Genomic DNA, 18041 nt, shown 5'->3' on the forward strand with positions numbered 1-18041 from the left:
CGCAAGGATTTCGCGAGGTGTCGCTTTTGGTAACGGAGGATTTCCGTCCCCGGCGCTGTAACGGACTGTTACAAAATCGCCACAAGCGGTTTTGGACGATGAGGCATAATGCCGCCATGAGCGCGACTCCCCATCTCCTCATCGTCGACGACGACCGCGAACTGCGGCAACTGCTGCCACAGTACCTAAGCGGGCACGGCTTCCGGGTCGATGCGGTGGCCGACGGCAAGGCCATGAGCCGGATTCTGGAAACCGGCCGCTTCGACCTGATCGTGCTGGACCTGATGCTGCCCGGCGAGGATGGCCTGGCCCTGTGCCGGCGGCTGCGGGCGAGTTCCCGGCTGCCGGTCATCATGCTCACAGCGTTGGCGGAGGAGACCGACCGCATCGTGGGACTGGAGATGGGCGCCGACGACTATGTGGCGAAACCGTTCAGCCCCCGCGAGCTGTTGGCGCGCATCAAGGCGGTGCTGCGCCGCACGACGGATCTGACGGACCGACCGGAAGGGGATGGGCATACCCTGGTCTTCGAAGGCTGGAGGCTCGATCTGGCGCGGCGGGAGCTCCATTCCCCCGAGGGCGTGCTGATGCCCCTGACGGGGGGCGAATTCGACCTGCTGGCGGCCTTCGCCGAGCATCCCCGCCGGGTACTGAGCCGCGACCAGCTGCTGGACCTGACGCGGGGACGTTCGGCCTCCGCCTACGACCGCAGCGTCGACGTGCAGTTAAGCCGGCTGCGCCGCAAGATCGAGGCCGATCCCAACGACCCGGTGCTGATCAAGACCGTGCGCGGCGGTGGCTATCTGTTCGCGGCACAAGTGGACCGGCAGCGATGATCGCCATGCGACTGTGGCCCGACAGCATGGCCGGCCGGACCATGATCCTCTTGTTCGCCGGCCTGGCGGTCACGGTAACCGGCAGCCTGTCAGTGTTCCAGTTGGACTTCTTTCACGGCAAGGGATGGGGCGAGACCTTCCGCAACCTCCACCGCATCGCCGTGATCGCCACTATCGTCGAGCGGGTCCCGGCCGAGCAGCGTCCCGCCCTGCTCCCCGCCCTGAACGACAGCCGCCTGACCGTGGCCTGGGAACCGCACGCAACCCCGGCGGCGCTGCGCCAGAGCGGCATGACCCGGCACCTGGCGCGAGACATTCGGGTTCTGGCGGAGACACGCGGGCTGGAACGGGTCGAGGCCGGCTATCCGGCAGGCACGGCGGCGCCGCGCTGGTTCCGGCCGGGGCCGTCTGAGGTATGGGTCGGGCTGTCAGACCGGACCTGGCTGCGCTTCGTCATCGGCGGGGAGGAGATTGGGGGCCTTTGGCCCCTCCGATTGGCGGTGTCGGCGGGCCTGATGCTCATCGGCATCGCGGCGCTGGGCGTCTGGGCCGCCCGCAAGGTGACCGCCCCGCTGGGCCGCTTCGCCCTGGCGGCCGAGCGCCTGGGCGCCAACGTGGACGCCCCGCCCCTGCGCGAACAGGGGCCCGGCGAAATCCGACAGGCGGCCAAGGCCTTCAACGGCATGCAGGCGCGCATCCGCCGGCTGATCGACGACCGCACCCTGATGCTGGCCGCGCTGTCCCATGACCTGCGCACCGCTCTCACCCGGCTGCGCTTCCGCACCGAATTCATCACCGACCCGGAACAGCGGAGCAAGGCCGACATCGACCTGGACCAGATGCAGGCCATGCTCCAGTCCGCCCTTACCTTCGCCCGCGACGACGCCGCCAGCGAGCCCACGACCCGGATCGATCTGGCCATGCTCTTGCAAAGCCTCTGCGACGACCTGCAGGATGCCGGGAAAACGATCTCCTATGCCGGGCCGGTGCACCTGAACTACCAGGGCCGTCCGGTGTCCCTGCGCCGCGCCTTCGTCAACCTCCTCGACAATGCCCTGGCTTATGGACGCGAGGTGGAAGTAACTCTGGGGGAAAGCGGCGAGGCCGTCGAGATCACCGTCTGCGACCGCGGTCCGGGCATCCCCGCGGCGATGCGGGAGCAGGTATTCGTGCCATTCTTCCGACTGGAAGCCTCCCGGAATCGTGAAACCGGCGGGGTAGGCCTGGGGCTGACGGTAGCCCGCACGGTCGTCCGCCGCCACGGCGGCGAGATCATTCTGGATGACCGTCCCGGCGGCGGTCTCCTGGTCCACATCCAGCTTCCCCTTGCCCCGAAGCCGAGTGGGTTTGGTCCGGATTGGTCAGCTTATGGTGATTGTGGTCCGGGGCCGGGAAATGGCTGTGATCAGTAAGATGACGACTGCTTCGTCATAATTGTGGTTTGGGCGCCGTCTTTTTAGCGCACCGGTGCCGTCGCGGTGGACCTTGATAATCGTACTATCGAGGCACATGGCTTCGATCTTGATCCGGATGATCTGCTGTTACTAAAGTGCTTCGATCAGCCGGTCCAAGACGCCGTTCTTCGCCTAGCGCATCACGCGGGTGTATACGGTATGCCACGGGCTGAACCGGCAGGCCGCGCCACTTACACCCATGCTCCGCCACGTAGAGGATGGGGTTGAGCACTTGAGGATTCGACAGTCGCACGTTGCCGCGCTAACGCGGCAACCCCCCGCAGAAGTCTTTCAGTGGGATATCCTCAGCTCAATAAACGGCGTTGCACTTCAGACTTGAAACCGCCCTGATTGGGTTCGGTCCCATTGTGGTTGTTTCCATCTTGGTGACCCTTCCTTGCTTGTTTGTCCTGGGGTGAAAGCTATCCAATCTCTTTCGGAAGATCAGGTTTTAAATACGCTCGATTTTGAGCCGCAACCCTCAAAAACACTAGGATGGAAAATGATCTACACCTTGCTGAAATTCGTCCATGTCTTGGGCGCCATCCTGATCGGCGGCGGACTCATTGGCGTGTGGATCTCCGATCTGCGCTCGCGGCAGGTGCGCGAACTCCCCCAGATTGCCGAAGCCGTCCGCAGCATCGCGGTGTTCTACGACGGCGTCGTGGTTCCCGGTGCGCTCCTATTGCTGGCGTCGGGAACGTGGCTGATCGTCCGTTTCTTCGGCGGCTGGGATTTCGCCGGCACGCCGTGGCTGGCCGGGATGGTAGCCTTGTTCGTCTTCGAGTTCGTGGAAGGCAACACAGTCACCCGGCTCTATTTCATACGCTTGCGCCGGCTGACTCGGGAGGCACTGTCGGCTGGCGTCATCACGCCCGAGTTGGAGAAGGCGCGGGCGGAACATCTGCCGACTTTTACGCATTTTCTGGATTTGCCTATGCTGTTCGTCATCGTTGCCTTGGGGGTGATCAAGCCGACGACCTGGATGCTGTTTATCTTCGGCACCGTGGTGGCCATCGTATCGGCAGGCTTTCTGACTCTCCTCGTACCTCGTCTTCATCCGTGGAACTCAAAGACCGTTAACCGGTCGCCGCAGACGACAGGACCTTAAACATCATGACTTGGCCGAAATCGTGAGGATTCGGGCTGCGACTCCGAACGATGCGTCCGCGATCAGTACCCTGATCCGTGCCCTGGCAGTTCGATACATAGCCCAGGAGTTTCCCGCCGATGCGGCGAATCGTCTGCTCGGCTCTATGGAAGAGTCGGCGATTCAGGGCTATATGGCCTCCGCTTACCGCTACCACGTGGCCGAGGAGAGGCACCAATTGGCCGGTGTCGTCGCGGTTCGGGACAACCGCCATCTTTATCATCTGTTCGTGTCCGAACATTTTCAGGGCAGGGGCTTGGCCCGGGAACTGTGGGAGGTGGCCAAGGCCGCCAGCCTCGACGCCGGCAATTCCGGCGTGTTCACCGTGAATTCTTCGCGCTACGCCGTCGGCATGTACGAGAAGTTCGGCTTCGTCAGGCAAGCTGAGGTGGTGGATGCGGCCGGTGTCATCTGTATCCCCATGAAACTGGAACCGACCTGAGGTGCAATTTGCCTTGACAAATCGGCAATTCGGTTCGGACCAAGGCCGGCTTGTGGTCTATTTCCACGGCGCTCCCGGTGCTCCCGGCGAAGCTGCGCTGTTTGATCGCTTGGGAAAGGCGCATGGCCTGCGCTTCCTCAGCTTCGACCGTTTCGCCTTCGACCGGTCGCTGACAGGCGAGGCGTATTTTCGCGCCTTGGCCGAGGCGATTTCCGGGGAAGCCGGCGGCGCATCGGTCGACCTGATCGGTTTTTCCATCGGTGCCTTCGTGGCTTTGCAGACCTGCCGCCATCTCGGAGCGGGTGTCCGCAGCCTCCATCTGGTATCGGCGGCGGCGCCGCTGGAAGCGGGCGACTTTCTCGGCACCATGGCCGGTGGCGGGGTTTTCAGGGTGGCGCGGACTGCCCCGGCGCTGTTCGAATGCCTATCGTGGGGACAAGGATTGCTCGCCCGAGCGTTTCCGGCAGCGTTATTCAGCCTGCTCTTTGCGAGTGCCGCCGGCGAAGACCGGGTACTGGCAGCCGACCCGGCGTTTCAGGTGAGGATGAAGGAAACGCTGCGGGACTGTTTCGTCGAGCGGATGCCTGGCTATATCAGGGACATCGAGGCTTATGTGCAGCCCTGGGGAGCCATGCTGTCCGGTGTCGAGGCCGAAACCCATGTCTGGCACGGCAGGCAGGACAGTTGGTCGCCCGTGGGAATGGCCGATTATCTGGCCTCGGAGATTCCCGGTTGTTCCCAGGTCGAGATCATGGAAGGCTTGTCGCATTATTCCTGCCTCCATCATGCGGCGGAACGCATCTGCCGCCGGCTCGCCCGGCCCGAGGGCTGATCGGGCCATTGAGAAGTTTCCCATGCCCAAATCCACCATCACCTCGGAACCCGCTGCTCCCTGAGCACGGCGGAAAATGGCAGCCCATCGCCGGATTGGAAGGCATGGCCGAGGAAATCACCCTGAGCCTGGATGAGAAGACCGGCGAATATACCCGCCTGACTCGCTTTTTTCCGTGTGCCGAAACCCAAGCCTTCGGCGGCAAGCGCCACGCCTCCCCGGAGGAAACCTTCATCGTCAACGGTCGTCTGTACGACGAGGCTTTCGGTATTTGGCTGCAACCGGGGTATTGCGCCAGCCGCCCCCGGCGAAATGCACGGGCCGTTCCGGACGGACGCGGGCTGCTTGGTGTTGGAGGTCTCGTTTCCCAATCGAACAGAGTTGGAAACCGCACGTCTGAAGTTGCGCCAGTGGCAGACCTCTGACCTGGAGCTTTTCGCGAAGATGAACGCGGACCTGCGGGTCATGGAATTTTTCCCCGCCGTCCTGAGCCGGGCGGAGAGCGATGTCATGGCTGAGCGCATGCGCTCCTTCATCGCCCAACGCGGCTTTGGATTCTGGGCGGTAGAACTCCATGAATCGCAGGCGTTCATCGGCTTCGTCGGGCTGCACGTCCCTACCGCCGAGTTGCCCTTTTCACCTTGCGTGGAAATCGGCTGGCGGCTGGGTTTTCCCTACTGGGGCCAGGGCTACGCCACCGAAGCGGCCCAGGAGGCACTGCGTTTCGCTTTTGCCGAATTGAAGCTGCCGGAGATCGTCTCCTTCACGGCCATCGGCAATCGGCGCTCCCAGGCCGTGATGCGGCGGTTGAACATGCAACCCGAACCCGAAACCTTTCAGCATCCGGACATTCCGCCCGGACATCCGTTGCGCGAGCACTGCTGGTACCGGTTGAGCCGCGAGGAGCGGGCAATGGGGCGATGCCTACGACTGAAGCGGTATCGACTCCACCCAGCGACTCGCGCTTCGACCTCAAAGCCGGGTGATCGAGCTCGCCCCACCATACCGCAAGGAGAAGCCAAGAAAATCACGGGTTCGTTGTTAGGCACCGGACCGTGTCATGAAGGCACCCCGGATGATAAACGGAAACCCTTCAATCACATGCCGTGCTTCATCGAAGCGACGGCTAAAAGCCGTGTCGAAATTGAATAGCGCCGTTCGACTGCTTAAAGAGCATTTCGCTTGATTAGGAGATCACGATGAGTCAGTTGCGCATGGCGTGTTTCAGTCTGTCCCTTGATGGATTCGCCGCCGGGCCGGAACAGAGCCTGGAAAATCCCATGGGTTTCGGGGGAATGGATCTGCACGAGTGGGTCTTGCCGACCGCGACGTGTCAGCAGCAGTTGTACGGCAAGGAAGCGGGCGCCACCGGAACAGACAACGATTTCGCCGCGCGCGGACTCCGGAACATCGGCGCGTGGATCCTGGGCCGCAATATGTTCGGTCCGATTCGCGGCCCTTGGCCGGACGAGCACTGGAAAGGCTGGTGGGGCGACAACTCGCCGTACCATACGCCGGTCTTCGTGTTGACACATCATCCGCGTGCGCCCATCGCGATGGCAGGCGGCACGACTTTTCACTTCGTCACGGAAGGAATCCATGCGGCGCTGGAGCGCGCCAGAGCGGCGGCAGGCGGCATGGATGTGCGCCTGGGTGGTGGAGTGGCAACGGCCCGGCAGTACTTGCGGGCTGGCTTGGTCGACGAACTCCATCTCGCCTACGCGCCGGTTCTGCTCGGTTCAGGGGAGAGTCTGTTCTCGGGTATCAACATGCGCTCGCTCGGCTATCAATGCGTAGAACATGCGGCTACCGACAAGGCAACTCACGTTGTCCTCAGAAAAATATGAGTATCGAGATCATGCCGCCCAACAAGGCGCTCCAGCCGACACCCTTGCCGTCGCTGCGCGGCCTCAGGACAGCGGCTGGGCTTGGGCGTTGGGCCGCACACTCGCTGCACGACCGACATCAATCTCCAAAAGGAAATAGCACCATGGCCAAGTACCTGATCTCCTTTCCCAGCGCTGCGATGGTCGTGCCCGACGGCGAGTGGGAGGCGGTAAGCCGGGACGCGCACGCCGTAATCGACGAGGCGAAAGCCGCCGGCGTCTACGTCTTCGGCGGAGGCATCGACGAAGATGTGCCGCCCGTGCTCGTCGCGGCCGACGGCGCGGTCGCCGAGGGCGGCTACCCGTGGGCGCCCCCGCTCGACGGCGGCTTCACCGTGCTCGAACTGCCCTCGCGCAAGGAGGCCGTCGCGTGGGCTGCGCGCATCGCGAAGTCCTGCCGCTGCGACCAGGAGCTGCGCGTCTTCCAGTTCGACCCGCAGTCCTGAGGGCGGCATAGAAATGGCGCAGAAAGTGCTGCCTAACGAACAAGGTTAGATCGTGAGAGCGAAGCGAACCACGATCTGAACCGGTTGTTGAGCATTGCGCTCAAGCGGGACGGTCGCTATCGCGACCGCCCTTTAGCTCTACGTTCGGTTACAGGAGAAGTCATGACCCAATATTTTGTTGCTATTCACCACCCCGACGACTACGACCCGTCGGTCGCAGAGGACGAAGCGATGTCCCGCGATATTGACGCGCTCAACGATGAAATGAAGGCTGCGGGCGTCAGGGTCTTCGTAGGCGGCCTGCGACCGGCAAGCAGCGCGAAGTCTCTGCGGACGCAGCCTAATGGTCAGGTGCTCATCAGCGACGGACCCTATCTGGAGACCACGGAGCATGTCGGCGGTTTTTGGGTGCTGGAAGCCGGTGACCTGGACGAGGCGCTGACGTGGGGGCGCAAGGCCGCCGTCGCCTGTCGGGCGCCGGTAGAGGTGCGCCCGTTTAACTGACGAAGAACTCAAGGCGGTTTCCCCGTAACCAAAATTTAAACCGCCGAACCAGGCGCTAGAGCGAATGCGACTGCGTGCACACCGTTGACCCCGGCTTCGGCCGGCTCATCACGATGAAGGAGTGACCTATGAGTAAGCCAGCAAAGAATACGATTTGCCTCTGGTACGATGGCGATGCCGAGGACGCGGCGCGGTTTTATGCCAGGACCTTTCCCGATTCATCCGTCGGCGCGGTGCACCGCGCACCGGGAGACTTTCCGTCCGGGACGAAAGGAGATGTGTTGACGGTCGAGTTCACCGTGATGGGCATTCCCTGCCTCGGGCTCAATGGCGGACCCGCATTCAGGCACAACGAAGCGTTCTCGTTTCAGGTCGCAACCGCCGACCAAGCCGAAACGGATCGCTACTGGAACGCGATCATCGGCAACGGCGGCCAGGAGAGCGGGTGCGGCTGGTGCAAGGATAAATGGGGTTTGTCCTGGCAGATTACGCCGATAGTCCTGACGAAAGCGGTCACCGATCCCGATCGCGCTGCTGCCAAGCGCGCATTCGATGCGATGATGCAGATGAAGAAGATCGACATCGCTGCAATCGAGGCGGCGCGCTGCGGTTGAGGTTGCATCTTCGACGCGTGCATCTCGGAAGCACAAGTGGCACATGGCGTGCGTGGTACAGTATTCCTGGTACAGCTATTCCATGTACAGCAATTCCAGAACGGCGCCGATCCGATCCGCTATTCAATGAAAACCTCGCCGGCCAACGGGCTGTTGCTATGCGTCTGGCGGCAAGCGTGCCGAAGTCTGCAGATTGCTCTTGCGCTCGAATCGCTCCATCGCCAAGGCGATGAGACGCTCGACCAACTGACTGTAGGGGATACCGCTGGCTTCCCAGAGTTTCGGGTACAAGCTGATTTTAGTGAAGCCGGGGATGGTGTTGATTTCGTTGACGAGCACTTTGAACCGCCCCGGGAATCGTGGAGGCGGGTTGGTTTAAGTCAGGCTGGAATGGCGGCCTGAGTGGCGAGTTGCCGGTAGTAGTTTGCCTCAGCTTCTGCGGGAGGGATATACCCGAGGGTTCAAGCAGCCTGGAGTGGTTGAACCAGGACCCCCATTCGAGCGTGGCCAGTTCGACGGATTCCCGGGTCTTCCAAGGCGCCCGCCGGTGGATCAACTCGGCCTTGTACCGTCCGTTGATCGTCTCGGCCTGGTTGGCGGGCGTACAGCGCTTGCTCCAGTGCATCCAGCACGAAATCGGTGTGCATGGAAGCGCTCACCCGCCAGCCGACGATGCGCCGGGCCAACACGTCGACGACGAACGCCACGTACAGCCAACCTTGCCAGGTCGAGACATAGGTGTAGTCCGCCACCCAAAGCCGGTTAGGATGTTCGGCCTTGAACTGCCGGTTGACCCGGTCCAGCGGGCAGAGCGCCTCAGGGGCGCTGATCGTGGTGCGCACCGACTTGCCACGGATGACGCCGCGTAGACCCTGACGTCGCCTGAGCCGCTCAACCGTACAGCGAGCCACCGCGATACCTTCTCGGTTCAACTGCCGCCAAACCTTGTCGGCACCATAGACCTGCAGGTTGGCCTGCCAGACGCGTTCGAGCTCCGCTTGGGCGAAAAAAAGCGCTGGCGAGCTTGAGTATCTCATTGGCCTTGCGCAGTTCCTTCGCCTCGCGCTCCAGCTCCTTGAGGCGTTGCTGCTCAGCGGAGGTCGCACCCTCTCGTTGCCCGGCGTCGCGTTCATGCCGTCGCACCCACTCCAGCAGCGTCTGGGGCGTGCAGCCCATCTTGCCGGCAATGGATTCAACGGCGGCCCATTGCGAGGGGTGCTCGTTGCGGCACTCCAACACCGGACGAACGGCGCGCTCGCGCACCTCGGGGGAAAAACTTCGTAGACTTTTTCATGGCTCCATCTTCTCAACGGGTGGAGCCTCCACCAAACCCGGGGCGGTTCAATCTTGTTGGCGACTGTTAGGGCTGGTGTTGGCAAGGCCGCCGATTTAGCTCCGGCCATGCCAGGTCTAACCTCAGCTCAACGTACCTGCCTGATCAAAAAACTGGTGGCGAGCAAAAATGCTTCGGCCGATAGAACCAAAAGCCCGTCAATACACCATTGGATTTGACAACAGCTACTTGATGCGTGGAGTGATACACACTTTGTCGCAAGAAGGATTCCTCTCCGCCCCTGCAAGGCGGGTCGAAAAGTTGACCCCTAATGACTGCGCCCGACGGGAGGGAGATTCGAGATTTTGGGTACTATGTGGGTTCTAAGATTTCTTCATGCCGAGCATTGGCGGAAATCAAGCGCTAACCATTTGAATTTATGGAGCTGGTGACAGGATTCGAACCCGCGACCGGCTGACTACAAACCAAAGCAGGATTTTCTGATTTCAATAGAAACAATCGCTTGCGGAGCTTGCCCATTTCAATCCGCAGTTGAGTTATCAGTCAATTGAGCCATATCGTGATTAATTGGCCTAGCCCGGCATGTGGTACCGGTGTGACGACCGCCGGTTTGGAACTTTTGGCGGGTGTCTGCCCACAAGCCGATCATACGGCTTCGGTGTAAACAGTAAGAACGCCGGTATAGCCATACAGGTGATGGCGGACGATTTCACCGCCGGCGAAGAACCTGACCAGCGGCACATCGTTACCCAGCTCGCGGCTGACCAGTTCGAACTCTGCATGCGGCGCGCCGAAATGCGGACCACCCCGGCCTGACCTGCTCCCCGATTTAGTCCGAAACGGACATAGAGTCTGCGGTTAAAAATGTGTCTGCAAACTGATCTGGCGTCAGGTAAGCCAACGAACTGTGGGGGCGTTGCTCATTGTATTCCCGACGCCACTCCTCAATGACTTGGCGAGCATGGCGCATCGAGACGAACCAATGCTCGTTCAGGCATTCATCCCGGAATTTGCCGTTGAAGCTTTCGATGTAGGCGTTCTGCTGTGGCTTACCTGGCTGGATGAAGCTCAAGCACAGTCCTTGGCTATCGGCCCATTCATCCAAAGCCTTGCCGGCAAACTCGGGGCCGTTGTCGACGGTGACTGATTTGGGCAATCCGCGGATCTCTGCCAGCCGTTGCAGCACACCGACTACACGTCTGCCAGGCAGCGAAGTATCGACTTCGATGGCCAAGCACTGCTTCGTGAAGTCATCGACGATATTCAGGCACCGCAGCCGCCGACCATCGGCCAAACCGTCCGAAACATAGTCCATAGACCAACTCTCGTTAGGCGCCGATGGCGCGACCTTGATTTGGCGCTCCACGCCGGCAATGCGCTTCCGCTTTCGTTTGCGGACCATCAGGCCGGCCTCGTGATACACGCGATAGGTGCGCTTTCGGTTGATTTCCCAACCCTCTCGGCAAAGTAGCACGTGCAGCCGGCGATACCCATAGCGCCGCTTCTGCGCTGCCAATTCGCACAGTCGTTCCTTGAGCTCCTGGTCTACTGGCCGCTTAGCTTCGTAGCGATACAGCGACCGAGAAATACCGATCAGCCCACAAGCCCGCGTGACGCCCATCTGGTGCTTTGTCATCAGATGGGAGACCGCCACCCTCTTGGCTTGTGGGCTTACCACTTTCGGCCTACAACCTCTTTCAACGCAGCATTGTCCAGCATCGCCTCCGCCAGCAGGCGCTTGAGCCGGGCATTCTCGGTCTCCAGTGCCTTGAGCCGCTGCGCATCCGACACTGTCAGGCCGCCGTATTTCGCTTTCCAGTTGTAGTACGTCGCCTCGCTGAGCCCGTGCTTGCGGCACAGCTCCGCTACTTTTAGGCCGGCTTCGGCTTCCTTCAGGATGCCAATGATCTGTTCTTCGGTGAAACGCTTCTTCATGCTGCCTCCTATCGAGGCAGACTCTACATCACGACCGGACTAATCTCGGGGAGCAGGTCAAAAGGTGTCGAAAAATTCCTGATTTTTCGCAGTGACCGATCGTTCCGTTTCGGGCTGGATGGCCGAATCGTTGAGTGGGGTGGAACCTATATTTCCGGATCGACGTTGAAATCACTCGCCGGGGTTGAGCCGATGACCCATGACGTGTGGCTGGAAGTGCCGCACGGCGAAGATCGGTTGATTGATGATGCCGAGTTATTTGACCTGTCTGCACCTGGGGTAGAGAAATTCATCACAGGTATTAAGACGATCACGATCATCGTTAATGGCAGGCCAAGACAGGTTCACAAGGTCGAGCTTTCTTTCCTTGAGGTTGTCCGGTTGGCATTTCCCGATGCCGTAATCAATGAAACTACGGCCTATACCGTTACATTCAAGCGAGGACCTGCTGACAGACCTGAAGGCAGCTTGGTTGAGGGGGAATCTGTGCGCCTTAAGAATGGGATGGTGTTCAATGTCACGGCAACTGATAAATCGTAGTCCTGATCTGAAACGGCTGCGCGACGAGGGTTATGAGGTTGAGCTCCGCTCCAACCATCTGCTGGTTCACTCAGTGCCTTATGTGAACGCACGTTGTGAGATAGCAAGAGGAACTCTCGTCTCGGACCTCACCTTGGCTGGAGAGGTCACGACTCGGCCGGGAAACCACATCGCATACTTCATTGGGGATCATCCATGCCGTGTCGATGGCGTAGAAATTCCTCAGATCAAGCATGGTAGTTCCGTCACCGCTCTAGCGCCAGACATTACAGTCAGTCATTCGTTTTCCAATAAGCCGTCTAGCGGATACCAGGACTACTACGAGAAGATGATCCGCTATATCGAGATTATCGTCGCCCATGCTGTGTCTATCGATCCGAGTGTGACGGCACGTACGTTCAGGGTCATCGAGTCCTTGGAGGAGGATTCGCCCTTCGTATACCTAGACACCGCCTCAAGTAGGGCAGGAATCGGCGCACTTTCGGAGCGGCTTGCTGCACCGAAAGTGGCGATCGTAGGGCTTGGTGGCACTGGATCATACGTACTGGACCTGCTCGCGAAGACGCCGGTGAGGGAAATCCATCTGTTCGATGGCGACTTGTTCCTTCAACACAACGCCTTCCGGTCACCGGGGGCTGCGCCGCTGGACGTTCTTAAGCATCAGCCCAGCAAAGTCGCGTACTTTAGGGATGTTTATTCAAAGATGCACAGAGGCATCGTTGTGCACGAGGGTTATGTGTCGGAGGCTGATGTGCAAGAACTACAGGGCTTTGATTTCGTGTTCCTGTGTATCGATAAGGGGAGCGTAAAAAAGCCGATCATTGAAGGCCTGCAGGCAAGCAGTACCCCATTCATTGATGTCGGCATGGGTATCCATGTCGTGGAAGGCTCGGGTGAGCTTCTGGGTGTGTGTCGTGTTACCACCAGCTCAGAGGCGAAAATGGACCATGTCAGTCGGCGCATTTCGTTCTCTGAGGAACAATTGGATGATGCCTACGCTCGTAACATCCAGATTGCTGACCTTAACGCTCTCAATGCAGCGTTGGCCGTGATGACCTGCTCCCCGATTTAGTCCGAAACGGACATAGAGTCTGCGGTTAAAAATGTGTCTGCAAACTGATCTGGCGTCAGGTAAGCCAACGAACTGTGGGGGCGTTGCTCATTGTATTCTCGACGCCACTCCTCAATGACTTGGCGAGCATGGCACATCGAGACGAACCAATGCTCGTTCAGGCATTCATCCCGGAATTTGCCGTTGAAGCTTTCGATGTAGGCGTTCTGCTGTGGCTTACCTGGCTGGATGAAGCTCAAGCACAGTCCTTGGCTATCGGCCCATTCATCCAAAGCCTTGCCGGCAAACTCGGGGCCGTTGTCGACGGTGACTGATTTGGGCAATCCGCGGATCTCTGCCAGCCGTTGCAGCACACCGACTACACGTCTGCCAGGCAGCGAAGTATCGACTTCGATGGCCAAGCACTGCTTCGTGAAGTCATCGACGATATTCAGGCACCGCAGCCGCCGACCATCGGCCAAACCGTCCGAAACATAGTCCATAGACCAACTCTCGTTAGGCGCCGATGGCGCGACCTTGATTTGGCGCTCCACGCCGGCAATGCGCTTCCGCTTTCGTTTGCGGACCATCAGGCCGGCCTCGTGATACACGCGATAGGTGCGCTTTCGGTTGATTTCCCAACCCTCTCGGCAAAGTAGCACGTGCAGCCGGCGATACCCATAGCGCCGCTTCTGCGCTGCCAATTCGCACAGTCGTTCCTTGAGCTCCTGGTCTGCTGGCCGCTTAGCTTCGTAGCGATACAGCGACCGAGAAATACCGATCAGCCCACAAGCCCGCGTGACGCCCATCTGGTGCTTTGTCATCAGATGGGAGACCGCCACCCTCTTGGCTTGTGGGCTTACCACTTTCGGCCTACAACCTCTTTCAACGCAGCATTGTCCAGCATCGCCTCCGCCAGCAGGCGCTTGAGCCGGGCATTCTCGGTCTCCAGTGCCTTGAGCCGCTGCGCATCCGACACTGTCAGGCCGCCGTATTTCGCTTTCCAGTTGTAGTACGTCGCCTCGCTGAGCCCGTGCTTGCGGCACAGCTCCGCTACTTTTAGGCCGGCTTCGGCTTCCTTCAGGATGCCAATGATCTGTTCTTCGGTGAAACGCTTCTTCATGCTGCCTCCTATCGAGGCAGACTCTACATCACGACCGGACTAATCTCGGGGAGCAGGTCAGTGATCAAGTGGAAGAAACTCTGCGGGTTCTATCAGGACATGGAGCGTGAGCACAACTCGACTTATTCGATCAATGTCAACCAGTTAACGAGCGATGAACTGGTATGAAGAAGAGCGCCTTGTCTCATCAGTTCGTGGAGTACGTACCAGAAAGGCTTCAGGAAGGTATCCTTTATATCTCGATACCGTATGCCACAGCAGCACACTCGTGCTGCTGTGGGTGCGGCAAAGAGGTCGCGACCCCATTATCACCAACGGATTGGAGACTAACTTTCGATGGTGAAACAGTCTCTTTGGAGCCATCCATTGGGAATTGGAGCTTTCCCTGTCGTTCGCACTATTGGATCAAACGAAGCAAAGTGGCATGGGCGGCAGAGTGGTCGCAGCAGGCGGTTGAAGCTGGGCGTGCATGTGATCGTGCCGCTAAGCTCAGGTATTACGATAGCAAGGATAGTTCCGTCGATGTGGTTTCAGATTCGCAGTTAACGCTGGGTACGCGCCCTACGTCCTCTACGCCAAGGTCAGGAGAAGGCTTTTTGACCATGTTCAAGCGGTGGCTATTAGGGTGAGATTGCTGCTAACTTCCGAGAACCAAAACGGCGTGACGACATATATGCTGTCTACACTGAGTCTACTCGAAATATTGGCCTCGGCGGAATATTTTATAAGATATTGATTTTATGGAGCTGGTGACAGGATTCGAACCCGCGACCGGCTGATTACAAATCAGCTGCTCTACCGACTGAGCTACACCAGCATGAGGAGGGCATGACGCCTGGCAGGAGTCGGGAGGATGGGCGCCTGCTCGGGGTTCGGATTATACCGCCTGGGGCCTCGGCGTGAAACTGCGCCGGACGAGTCTTTACTCGGGGGCTTGCGTCTTGTCCGGATACTCGCACAGGTCGGCGATGGGGCACTGCGGGCATTTGGGCTTGCGGGCGGTGCAGATGTAGCGGCCGTGGAGGATGAGGAGGTGGTGGGCATCCTTCAGGAATTCGCGGGGGGTGTGCTTCTCCAGCCCTCTTTCCACTGCAAGCACCGTCTTGCCCGGCGCCAGGCGGGTGCGGTTGGCGACGCGGAAGATGTGGGTGTCGACGGCGATGGTGTGCTGGCCGAAGGCGGTGTTGAGAATCACGTTGGCGGTCTTGCGGCCCACGCCGGGCAGGGCTTCCAGCGCGTCGCGGTCGTGCGGCACTTCTCCGCCGTGGCGCTCGATCAGACGTTCGCAGAGGCCGATGATGTTCTTGGCCTTGCTGTTGAACAGTCCGATGGTCTTGATGTATTCGCGCAGGCCGTCTTCCCCCAGGGCGAGGATGGCCTCCGGCGTATTGGCGATGGGGAAGAGCTTTGTGGTGGCCTTGTTGACGCCCTTGTCCGTGGCTTGGGCCGAGAGGACGACGGCGACCAGCAGTTCGAAGGGTGTGCCGTAGCACAGTTCGGTGGTCGGCTCGGGGATGGCGGCGGCGAGGCGTTCGAAGATCTGCCGCCGCTTGTTCGCGTTCATGCTTTCCGGGCGGCGGCGGGTTCGAACGCTACGGGCTGGCTTACTGCGACTTGGGCTCGCGCCTTGGCGCGGGCGTCGAGCAGGTTTTTCAGCGCAATGATGAGTCCCAGTCCAATGAAGGCGCCGGGCGGCAGGATGGCCAGCAGGAAGCCGTCGTAGTTCTCCACGATCCGCACGCTCCAATTGCGGGCGGCTTCGCCGAACATCAGTTCGGCTCGGTTCAGCAGGGCGCCGGTGCCGACGATTTCGCGGAAGGCGCCGAGCGCGACCAGTGCCGCGGTGAATCCCAATCCCATGAACAAGCCGTCCAGGACGGCGCGGTCGACCGTGTTCTTCGAGGCGAAGGCTTCGGCGCGGCCGATGATGGCACAGTTGGTGACGATCAGCGGGATAAAGATGCCGAGGATCTTGTACAGGTCGTGGAAGAACGCGCTCATCAGCAGCTCGATGACGGTGACGTTGGCGGCGATGACCAGCACGAACACCGGCAGGCGCACTTCCGTGGTGATGCGGTTGCGGATCAGCGAAACCACGCCGTTGGAGAATACCAGGGCGACGGTGGTGGCCAGTCCCAGCCCCAAGCTGTTGACCACGGTGCTGCTGACCGCGAGCAGCGGGCACAGGCCGAGCAGGGCGACCAGGGCTTGGTTGTTGTGCCAGAGCCCGTCCAGGATGATCTTGCGGTAGGGGCCGAGATTCATGGGGTGTCCTCCTGTTGCGGCGCCGGGGCGAACAGTATTTCACGGTTGTCGCGGAAGAATTGCAGCGTCTTGCGCACGGCTTTGACGACGGCGCGGGGCGTGATGGTGGCGCCGGTGAACTGGTCGAAGTCGCCGCCGTCCTTCTTCACGCCCCAGCGGATCTCGGGCGGATCGATCAGCGAGAGGCCTGCGAATTGGTGGATCCAGTCCGATTTGTTTTCGTCGATGGGATCGCCGAGGCCGGGGGTTTCCTTGTGGCTCAGCACCCGTACGCCGCCCAGGCTGCCGTCATAGCGGACGGCGACCAGCAGGCGGATGGCGCCGTTGTAGCCGTCCGGCGCGATGGGCGAGAGCACGGCGGTGACCGGCTGCCCGGACTTGCGGGCTCGGTAGACCGGTACGGCCTGGCTGGTGCCGAGCAGCGGATCGGCGATTTCGATGGCATCCGCCAGCGGGTCGTTGTCGAAGGCTTCCGGCGGCACCAGCGATTCGATGGAATGCAGCAGGGTGGCGCGCTCGTTGGCCTCGATCAGCGGTTCGGTGTGGCGGTAGACCGTGGATACCAGGCCGGTGCCGGCAACCGAAAATACGCCGAGGATGAGGGCGGCGACGATGACGGGGTGCTGTTTCAGGTTCATCCGGGATGCCCGTAAACCCTGGGGCGGGTGTAATGGTCGATGGTCGGGGCCGCCAGGTTGAGCAGCAGCACCGCGAAGGCCACGCCGTCCGGGTAGCCGCCCCAGGAGCGGATCACGAAGATCAAGCTGCCGATCAGTGCGCCATAGATCAGCCGGCCTTTCGGCGTGGTCGAGGCGGTGACCGGGTCGGTGGCGATGAAGAAGGCGCCGAGCATGGTGGCGCCGCCGAACAGATGGAACAGCGGGGTCGGATAGGTTTGGGGTTCCAGCAGGAAGAAGCCCAGGCTCAATCCCCCCAGCGCCGCCAGGAAGCCTGCCGGGATCTGCCAGGCGATCAGCCCGCGGCGCAGCAGCCAAAGGCCGCCGGCGAGATAGCCCAGGTTCACCCATTGCCAGCCCTTGCCGGCCAGCGCGCCGAACAGGGCGGCGGATTGGATCTCGTCCATCGTCCGGCCCAGGCCGAGCTGGGTCTTGAGGGTGTCCAGCGGCGTCGCCATCGCCAGCGCGTCGAACCCTAAGCCTTCCGGCCCCGCGCGATGGGCGATTGTGTTCCAGGCCTCCAGCAGGCCCAGTGAGGCTGCTCCGAGGTCGGTCGGCGGCAGCCAGGCGGTCATCGCTTTCGGGAAGGAGATGAGCAAGACGGCATAGCCGACCATGGCCGGGTTGAACGGGTTGTAGCCCAGGCCGCCGTAGAGCTGCTTGCCGATGACGATGGCGAACAACGCTCCGAACACGGCGATCCACCAAGGCGCGATGGGTGGCAGGGATACCGCCAGAAGAGCGGCGGTGAGTACGGCGCTCCAGTCGGACAGGCCGGCGCGGCTGGGCTGGGCGCGCAGGCGCAGCATGGCGGATTCGGCCAGCAGGGCGGTGGCGATCGCCAGAGCGAGGTTGATCAGCACGCCGGGGCCGAACTGCCAGAGCTGGGCGGCGATGCCGGGCAGCATGGCCACCAGCACCCATTGCATGATGCGGCGGGTGCTGGCGGTAGGCGCGAGGTGGGGCGCGGGAGCGGTATTGAAGCGCATGGT

Annotated in this window: 21 protein-coding genes, 1 tRNA gene and 2 pseudogenes; 14 read left to right on the plus strand and 10 right to left on the minus strand. The window is 60.8% G+C overall.

The features are described from left to right. Positions 1–116 precede the first annotated feature (116 nt). Complete coding sequence (locus OOT43_RS13745; RefSeq protein WP_317133993.1) at positions 117–836, plus strand: response regulator; 720 nt, start codon at positions 117–119, stop codon at positions 834–836. Beyond that, positions 833–2248, plus strand: coding sequence for an ATP-binding protein (locus tag OOT43_RS13750; RefSeq protein WP_266021143.1), 1416 nt, complete (start codon positions 833–835; stop codon positions 2246–2248). The genes OOT43_RS13745 and OOT43_RS13750 overlap by 4 nt, the downstream gene beginning before the upstream one ends. 30 nt (positions 2249–2278) lie before the next feature. Here OOT43_RS13750 and OOT43_RS13755 read toward each other — a convergent pair. After that, positions 2279–2552, minus strand: a pseudogene (locus tag OOT43_RS13755) (transposase); the annotation flags it as partial. 240 nt (positions 2553–2792) lie between these two features. On the opposite strand from OOT43_RS13755, the gene OOT43_RS13760 reads away from it, so the two are divergent. The 9 genes from OOT43_RS13760 to OOT43_RS13800 all read left to right on the plus strand — a co-directional run bounded on the left by OOT43_RS13760 (position 2793) and on the right by OOT43_RS13800 (position 8164). After that, positions 2793–3401: a DUF2269 domain-containing protein gene (locus OOT43_RS13760; protein ID WP_266021144.1), complete on the plus strand. Its 609-nt coding sequence runs from the start codon at positions 2793–2795 to the stop codon at positions 3399–3401. Between the two features lie 10 nt (positions 3402–3411). Then, positions 3412–3882, plus strand: a complete 471-nt coding sequence (locus OOT43_RS13765) for a GNAT family N-acetyltransferase (protein WP_266021145.1) — start codon at positions 3412–3414, stop codon at positions 3880–3882. Positions 3883–3895: 13 nt separating this feature from the next. Then, positions 3896–4714 (plus strand): alpha/beta fold hydrolase, encoded by an 819-nt coding sequence (locus OOT43_RS13770; protein WP_266021146.1) that lies wholly within the window; start codon positions 3896–3898, stop codon positions 4712–4714. Positions 4715–4818: 104 nt separating this feature from the next. After that, positions 4819–5139: a hypothetical protein gene (locus OOT43_RS13775; protein ID WP_266021147.1), complete on the plus strand. Its 321-nt coding sequence runs from the start codon at positions 4819–4821 to the stop codon at positions 5137–5139. Then, the gene (locus OOT43_RS13780) at positions 5096–5866 is read left to right on the plus strand and encodes a GNAT family N-acetyltransferase (protein WP_266021148.1); all 771 of its coding nucleotides are present in this window, start codon (positions 5096–5098) and stop codon (positions 5864–5866) included. Before OOT43_RS13775 ends, OOT43_RS13780 begins: the two co-directional genes overlap by 44 nt. 47 nt (positions 5867–5913) lie before the next feature. Further along, positions 5914–6561: a dihydrofolate reductase family protein gene (locus OOT43_RS13785; RefSeq protein ID WP_266021149.1), complete on the plus strand. Its 648-nt coding sequence runs from the start codon at positions 5914–5916 to the stop codon at positions 6559–6561. A 143-nt stretch (positions 6562–6704) separates the two neighbouring features. Next, positions 6705–7046, plus strand: a complete 342-nt coding sequence (locus OOT43_RS13790; protein ID WP_266021150.1) for a YciI family protein — start codon at positions 6705–6707, stop codon at positions 7044–7046. 162 nt (positions 7047–7208) lie between these two features. Next, the gene (locus OOT43_RS13795; RefSeq protein WP_266021151.1) at positions 7209–7550 is read left to right on the plus strand and encodes a YciI family protein; all 342 of its coding nucleotides are present in this window, start codon (positions 7209–7211) and stop codon (positions 7548–7550) included. A 128-nt stretch (positions 7551–7678) separates the two neighbouring features. Further along, positions 7679–8164, plus strand: coding sequence for a VOC family protein (locus OOT43_RS13800; RefSeq protein ID WP_266021152.1), 486 nt, complete (start codon positions 7679–7681; stop codon positions 8162–8164). Between the two features lie 156 nt (positions 8165–8320). Here the strand turns inward: OOT43_RS13800 and OOT43_RS13805 are convergent, their stop codons facing one another. The 3 genes and pseudogenes from OOT43_RS13805 to OOT43_RS13815 form a co-directional block, all read right to left on the minus strand. Next, on the minus strand, positions 8321–8503 hold the full coding sequence (locus tag OOT43_RS13805; protein ID WP_266021153.1) for a hypothetical protein: 183 nt from the start codon (positions 8501–8503) through the stop codon (positions 8321–8323). A gap of 41 nt (positions 8504–8544) precedes the next feature. Beyond that, positions 8545–9427 (minus strand): annotated as a pseudogene (locus tag OOT43_RS13810) (transposase). Between the two features lie 860 nt (positions 9428–10287). Then, a protein-coding gene (locus tag OOT43_RS13815) for an IS3 family transposase (protein ID WP_394358008.1) occupies positions 10288–11393 on the minus strand; the annotation gives its coding sequence in 2 pieces (ribosomal slippage) (positions 10288–11135 and positions 11135–11393; 1107 coding nt in all). A gap of 114 nt (positions 11394–11507) precedes the next feature. On the opposite strand from OOT43_RS13815, the gene OOT43_RS13820 reads away from it, so the two are divergent. Beyond that, positions 11508–11933: a multiubiquitin domain-containing protein gene (locus tag OOT43_RS13820; protein ID WP_266024927.1), complete on the plus strand. Its 426-nt coding sequence runs from the start codon at positions 11508–11510 to the stop codon at positions 11931–11933. Beyond that, entirely contained in the window at positions 11908–13005 is a 1098-nt protein-coding gene (locus OOT43_RS13825; protein WP_266021154.1) for a ThiF family adenylyltransferase, read from the plus strand. The genes OOT43_RS13820 and OOT43_RS13825 overlap by 26 nt, the downstream gene beginning before the upstream one ends. Here OOT43_RS13825 and OOT43_RS13830 read toward each other — a convergent pair. Then, positions 13002–14107 (minus strand): IS3 family transposase gene (locus tag OOT43_RS13830; RefSeq protein WP_394358012.1). Its coding sequence is split into 2 segments (ribosomal slippage): positions 13002–13849 and positions 13849–14107, totalling 1107 coding nucleotides; the frame shifts between segments, so codons are not numbered across the junction. The genes OOT43_RS13825 and OOT43_RS13830 overlap by 4 nt on opposite strands. A 164-nt stretch (positions 14108–14271) precedes the next feature. Here OOT43_RS13830 and OOT43_RS20635 point away from each other — a divergent pair. Then, positions 14272–14736 carry a DUF6527 family protein gene (locus tag OOT43_RS20635; RefSeq protein ID WP_394358015.1) on the plus strand — a complete coding sequence of 155 codons (465 nt, stop codon included), beginning with the start codon at positions 14272–14274 and terminating at the stop codon, positions 14734–14736. A 112-nt stretch (positions 14737–14848) separates the two neighbouring features. Here the strand turns inward: OOT43_RS20635 and OOT43_RS13835 are convergent. From OOT43_RS13835 to rsxD, 5 genes are all read right to left on the minus strand, one after another. Further along, a tRNA-Thr gene (locus OOT43_RS13835) sits at positions 14849–14924 on the minus strand. A 105-nt stretch (positions 14925–15029) separates the two neighbouring features. Beyond that, positions 15030–15671 (minus strand): endonuclease III, encoded by a 642-nt coding sequence (gene nth, locus OOT43_RS13840; protein WP_266021155.1) that lies wholly within the window; start codon positions 15669–15671, stop codon positions 15030–15032. After that, positions 15668–16372 (minus strand): electron transport complex subunit E, encoded by a 705-nt coding sequence (locus OOT43_RS13845; RefSeq protein ID WP_266021156.1) that lies wholly within the window; start codon positions 16370–16372, stop codon positions 15668–15670. The genes nth and OOT43_RS13845 overlap by 4 nt, the downstream gene beginning before the upstream one ends. Continuing rightward, complete coding sequence (gene rsxG / locus OOT43_RS13850) at positions 16369–17010, minus strand: electron transport complex subunit RsxG (RefSeq protein ID WP_266021157.1); 642 nt, start codon at positions 17008–17010, stop codon at positions 16369–16371. The genes OOT43_RS13845 and rsxG overlap by 4 nt, the downstream gene beginning before the upstream one ends. Then, positions 17007–18038, minus strand: a complete 1032-nt coding sequence (rsxD, locus tag OOT43_RS13855; protein WP_266021158.1) for an electron transport complex subunit RsxD — start codon at positions 18036–18038, stop codon at positions 17007–17009. Before rsxD ends, rsxG begins: the two co-directional genes overlap by 4 nt. Positions 18039–18041: the final 3 nt, after the last annotated feature.

The organism is Methylococcus mesophilus, assembly GCF_026247885.1.
GTDB lineage: Bacteria > Pseudomonadota > Gammaproteobacteria > Methylococcales > Methylococcaceae > Methylococcus > Methylococcus mesophilus.

Excerpts from the sequence above, each read along its gene's own strand:
- OOT43_RS13745 (WP_317133993.1), top strand. The coding sequence starts at position 117 with ATGAGCGCGACTCCCCATCTCCTCATCGTCGACGACGACCGCGAACTG.
- OOT43_RS13750 (WP_266021143.1), top strand. The coding sequence starts at position 833 with ATGATCGCCATGCGACTGTGGCCCGACAGCATGGCCGGCCGGACCATG.
- OOT43_RS13760 (WP_266021144.1), top strand. The coding sequence starts at position 2,793 with ATGATCTACACCTTGCTGAAATTCGTCCATGTCTTGGGCGCCATCCTG.
- OOT43_RS13775 (WP_266021147.1), top strand. The coding sequence starts at position 4,819 with ATGGCCGAGGAAATCACCCTGAGCCTGGATGAGAAGACCGGCGAATAT.
- OOT43_RS13785 (WP_266021149.1), top strand. The coding sequence starts at position 5,914 with ATGAGTCAGTTGCGCATGGCGTGTTTCAGTCTGTCCCTTGATGGATTC.
- OOT43_RS13790 (WP_266021150.1), top strand. The coding sequence starts at position 6,705 with ATGGCCAAGTACCTGATCTCCTTTCCCAGCGCTGCGATGGTCGTGCCC.
- OOT43_RS13795 (WP_266021151.1), top strand. The coding sequence starts at position 7,209 with ATGACCCAATATTTTGTTGCTATTCACCACCCCGACGACTACGACCCG.
- OOT43_RS13800 (WP_266021152.1), top strand. The coding sequence starts at position 7,679 with ATGAGTAAGCCAGCAAAGAATACGATTTGCCTCTGGTACGATGGCGAT.
- OOT43_RS13825 (WP_266021154.1), top strand. The coding sequence starts at position 11,908 with ATGTCACGGCAACTGATAAATCGTAGTCCTGATCTGAAACGGCTGCGC.
- OOT43_RS20635 (WP_394358015.1), top strand. The coding sequence starts at position 14,272 with ATGAAGAAGAGCGCCTTGTCTCATCAGTTCGTGGAGTACGTACCAGAA.
- nth (WP_266021155.1), bottom strand. The coding sequence starts at position 15,671 with ATGAACGCGAACAAGCGGCGGCAGATCTTCGAACGCCTCGCCGCCGCC.
- OOT43_RS13845 (WP_266021156.1), bottom strand. The coding sequence starts at position 16,372 with ATGAATCTCGGCCCCTACCGCAAGATCATCCTGGACGGGCTCTGGCAC.
- rsxG (WP_266021157.1), bottom strand. The coding sequence starts at position 17,010 with ATGAACCTGAAACAGCACCCCGTCATCGTCGCCGCCCTCATCCTCGGC.
- rsxD (WP_266021158.1), bottom strand. The coding sequence starts at position 18,038 with ATGCGCTTCAATACCGCTCCCGCGCCCCACCTCGCGCCTACCGCCAGC.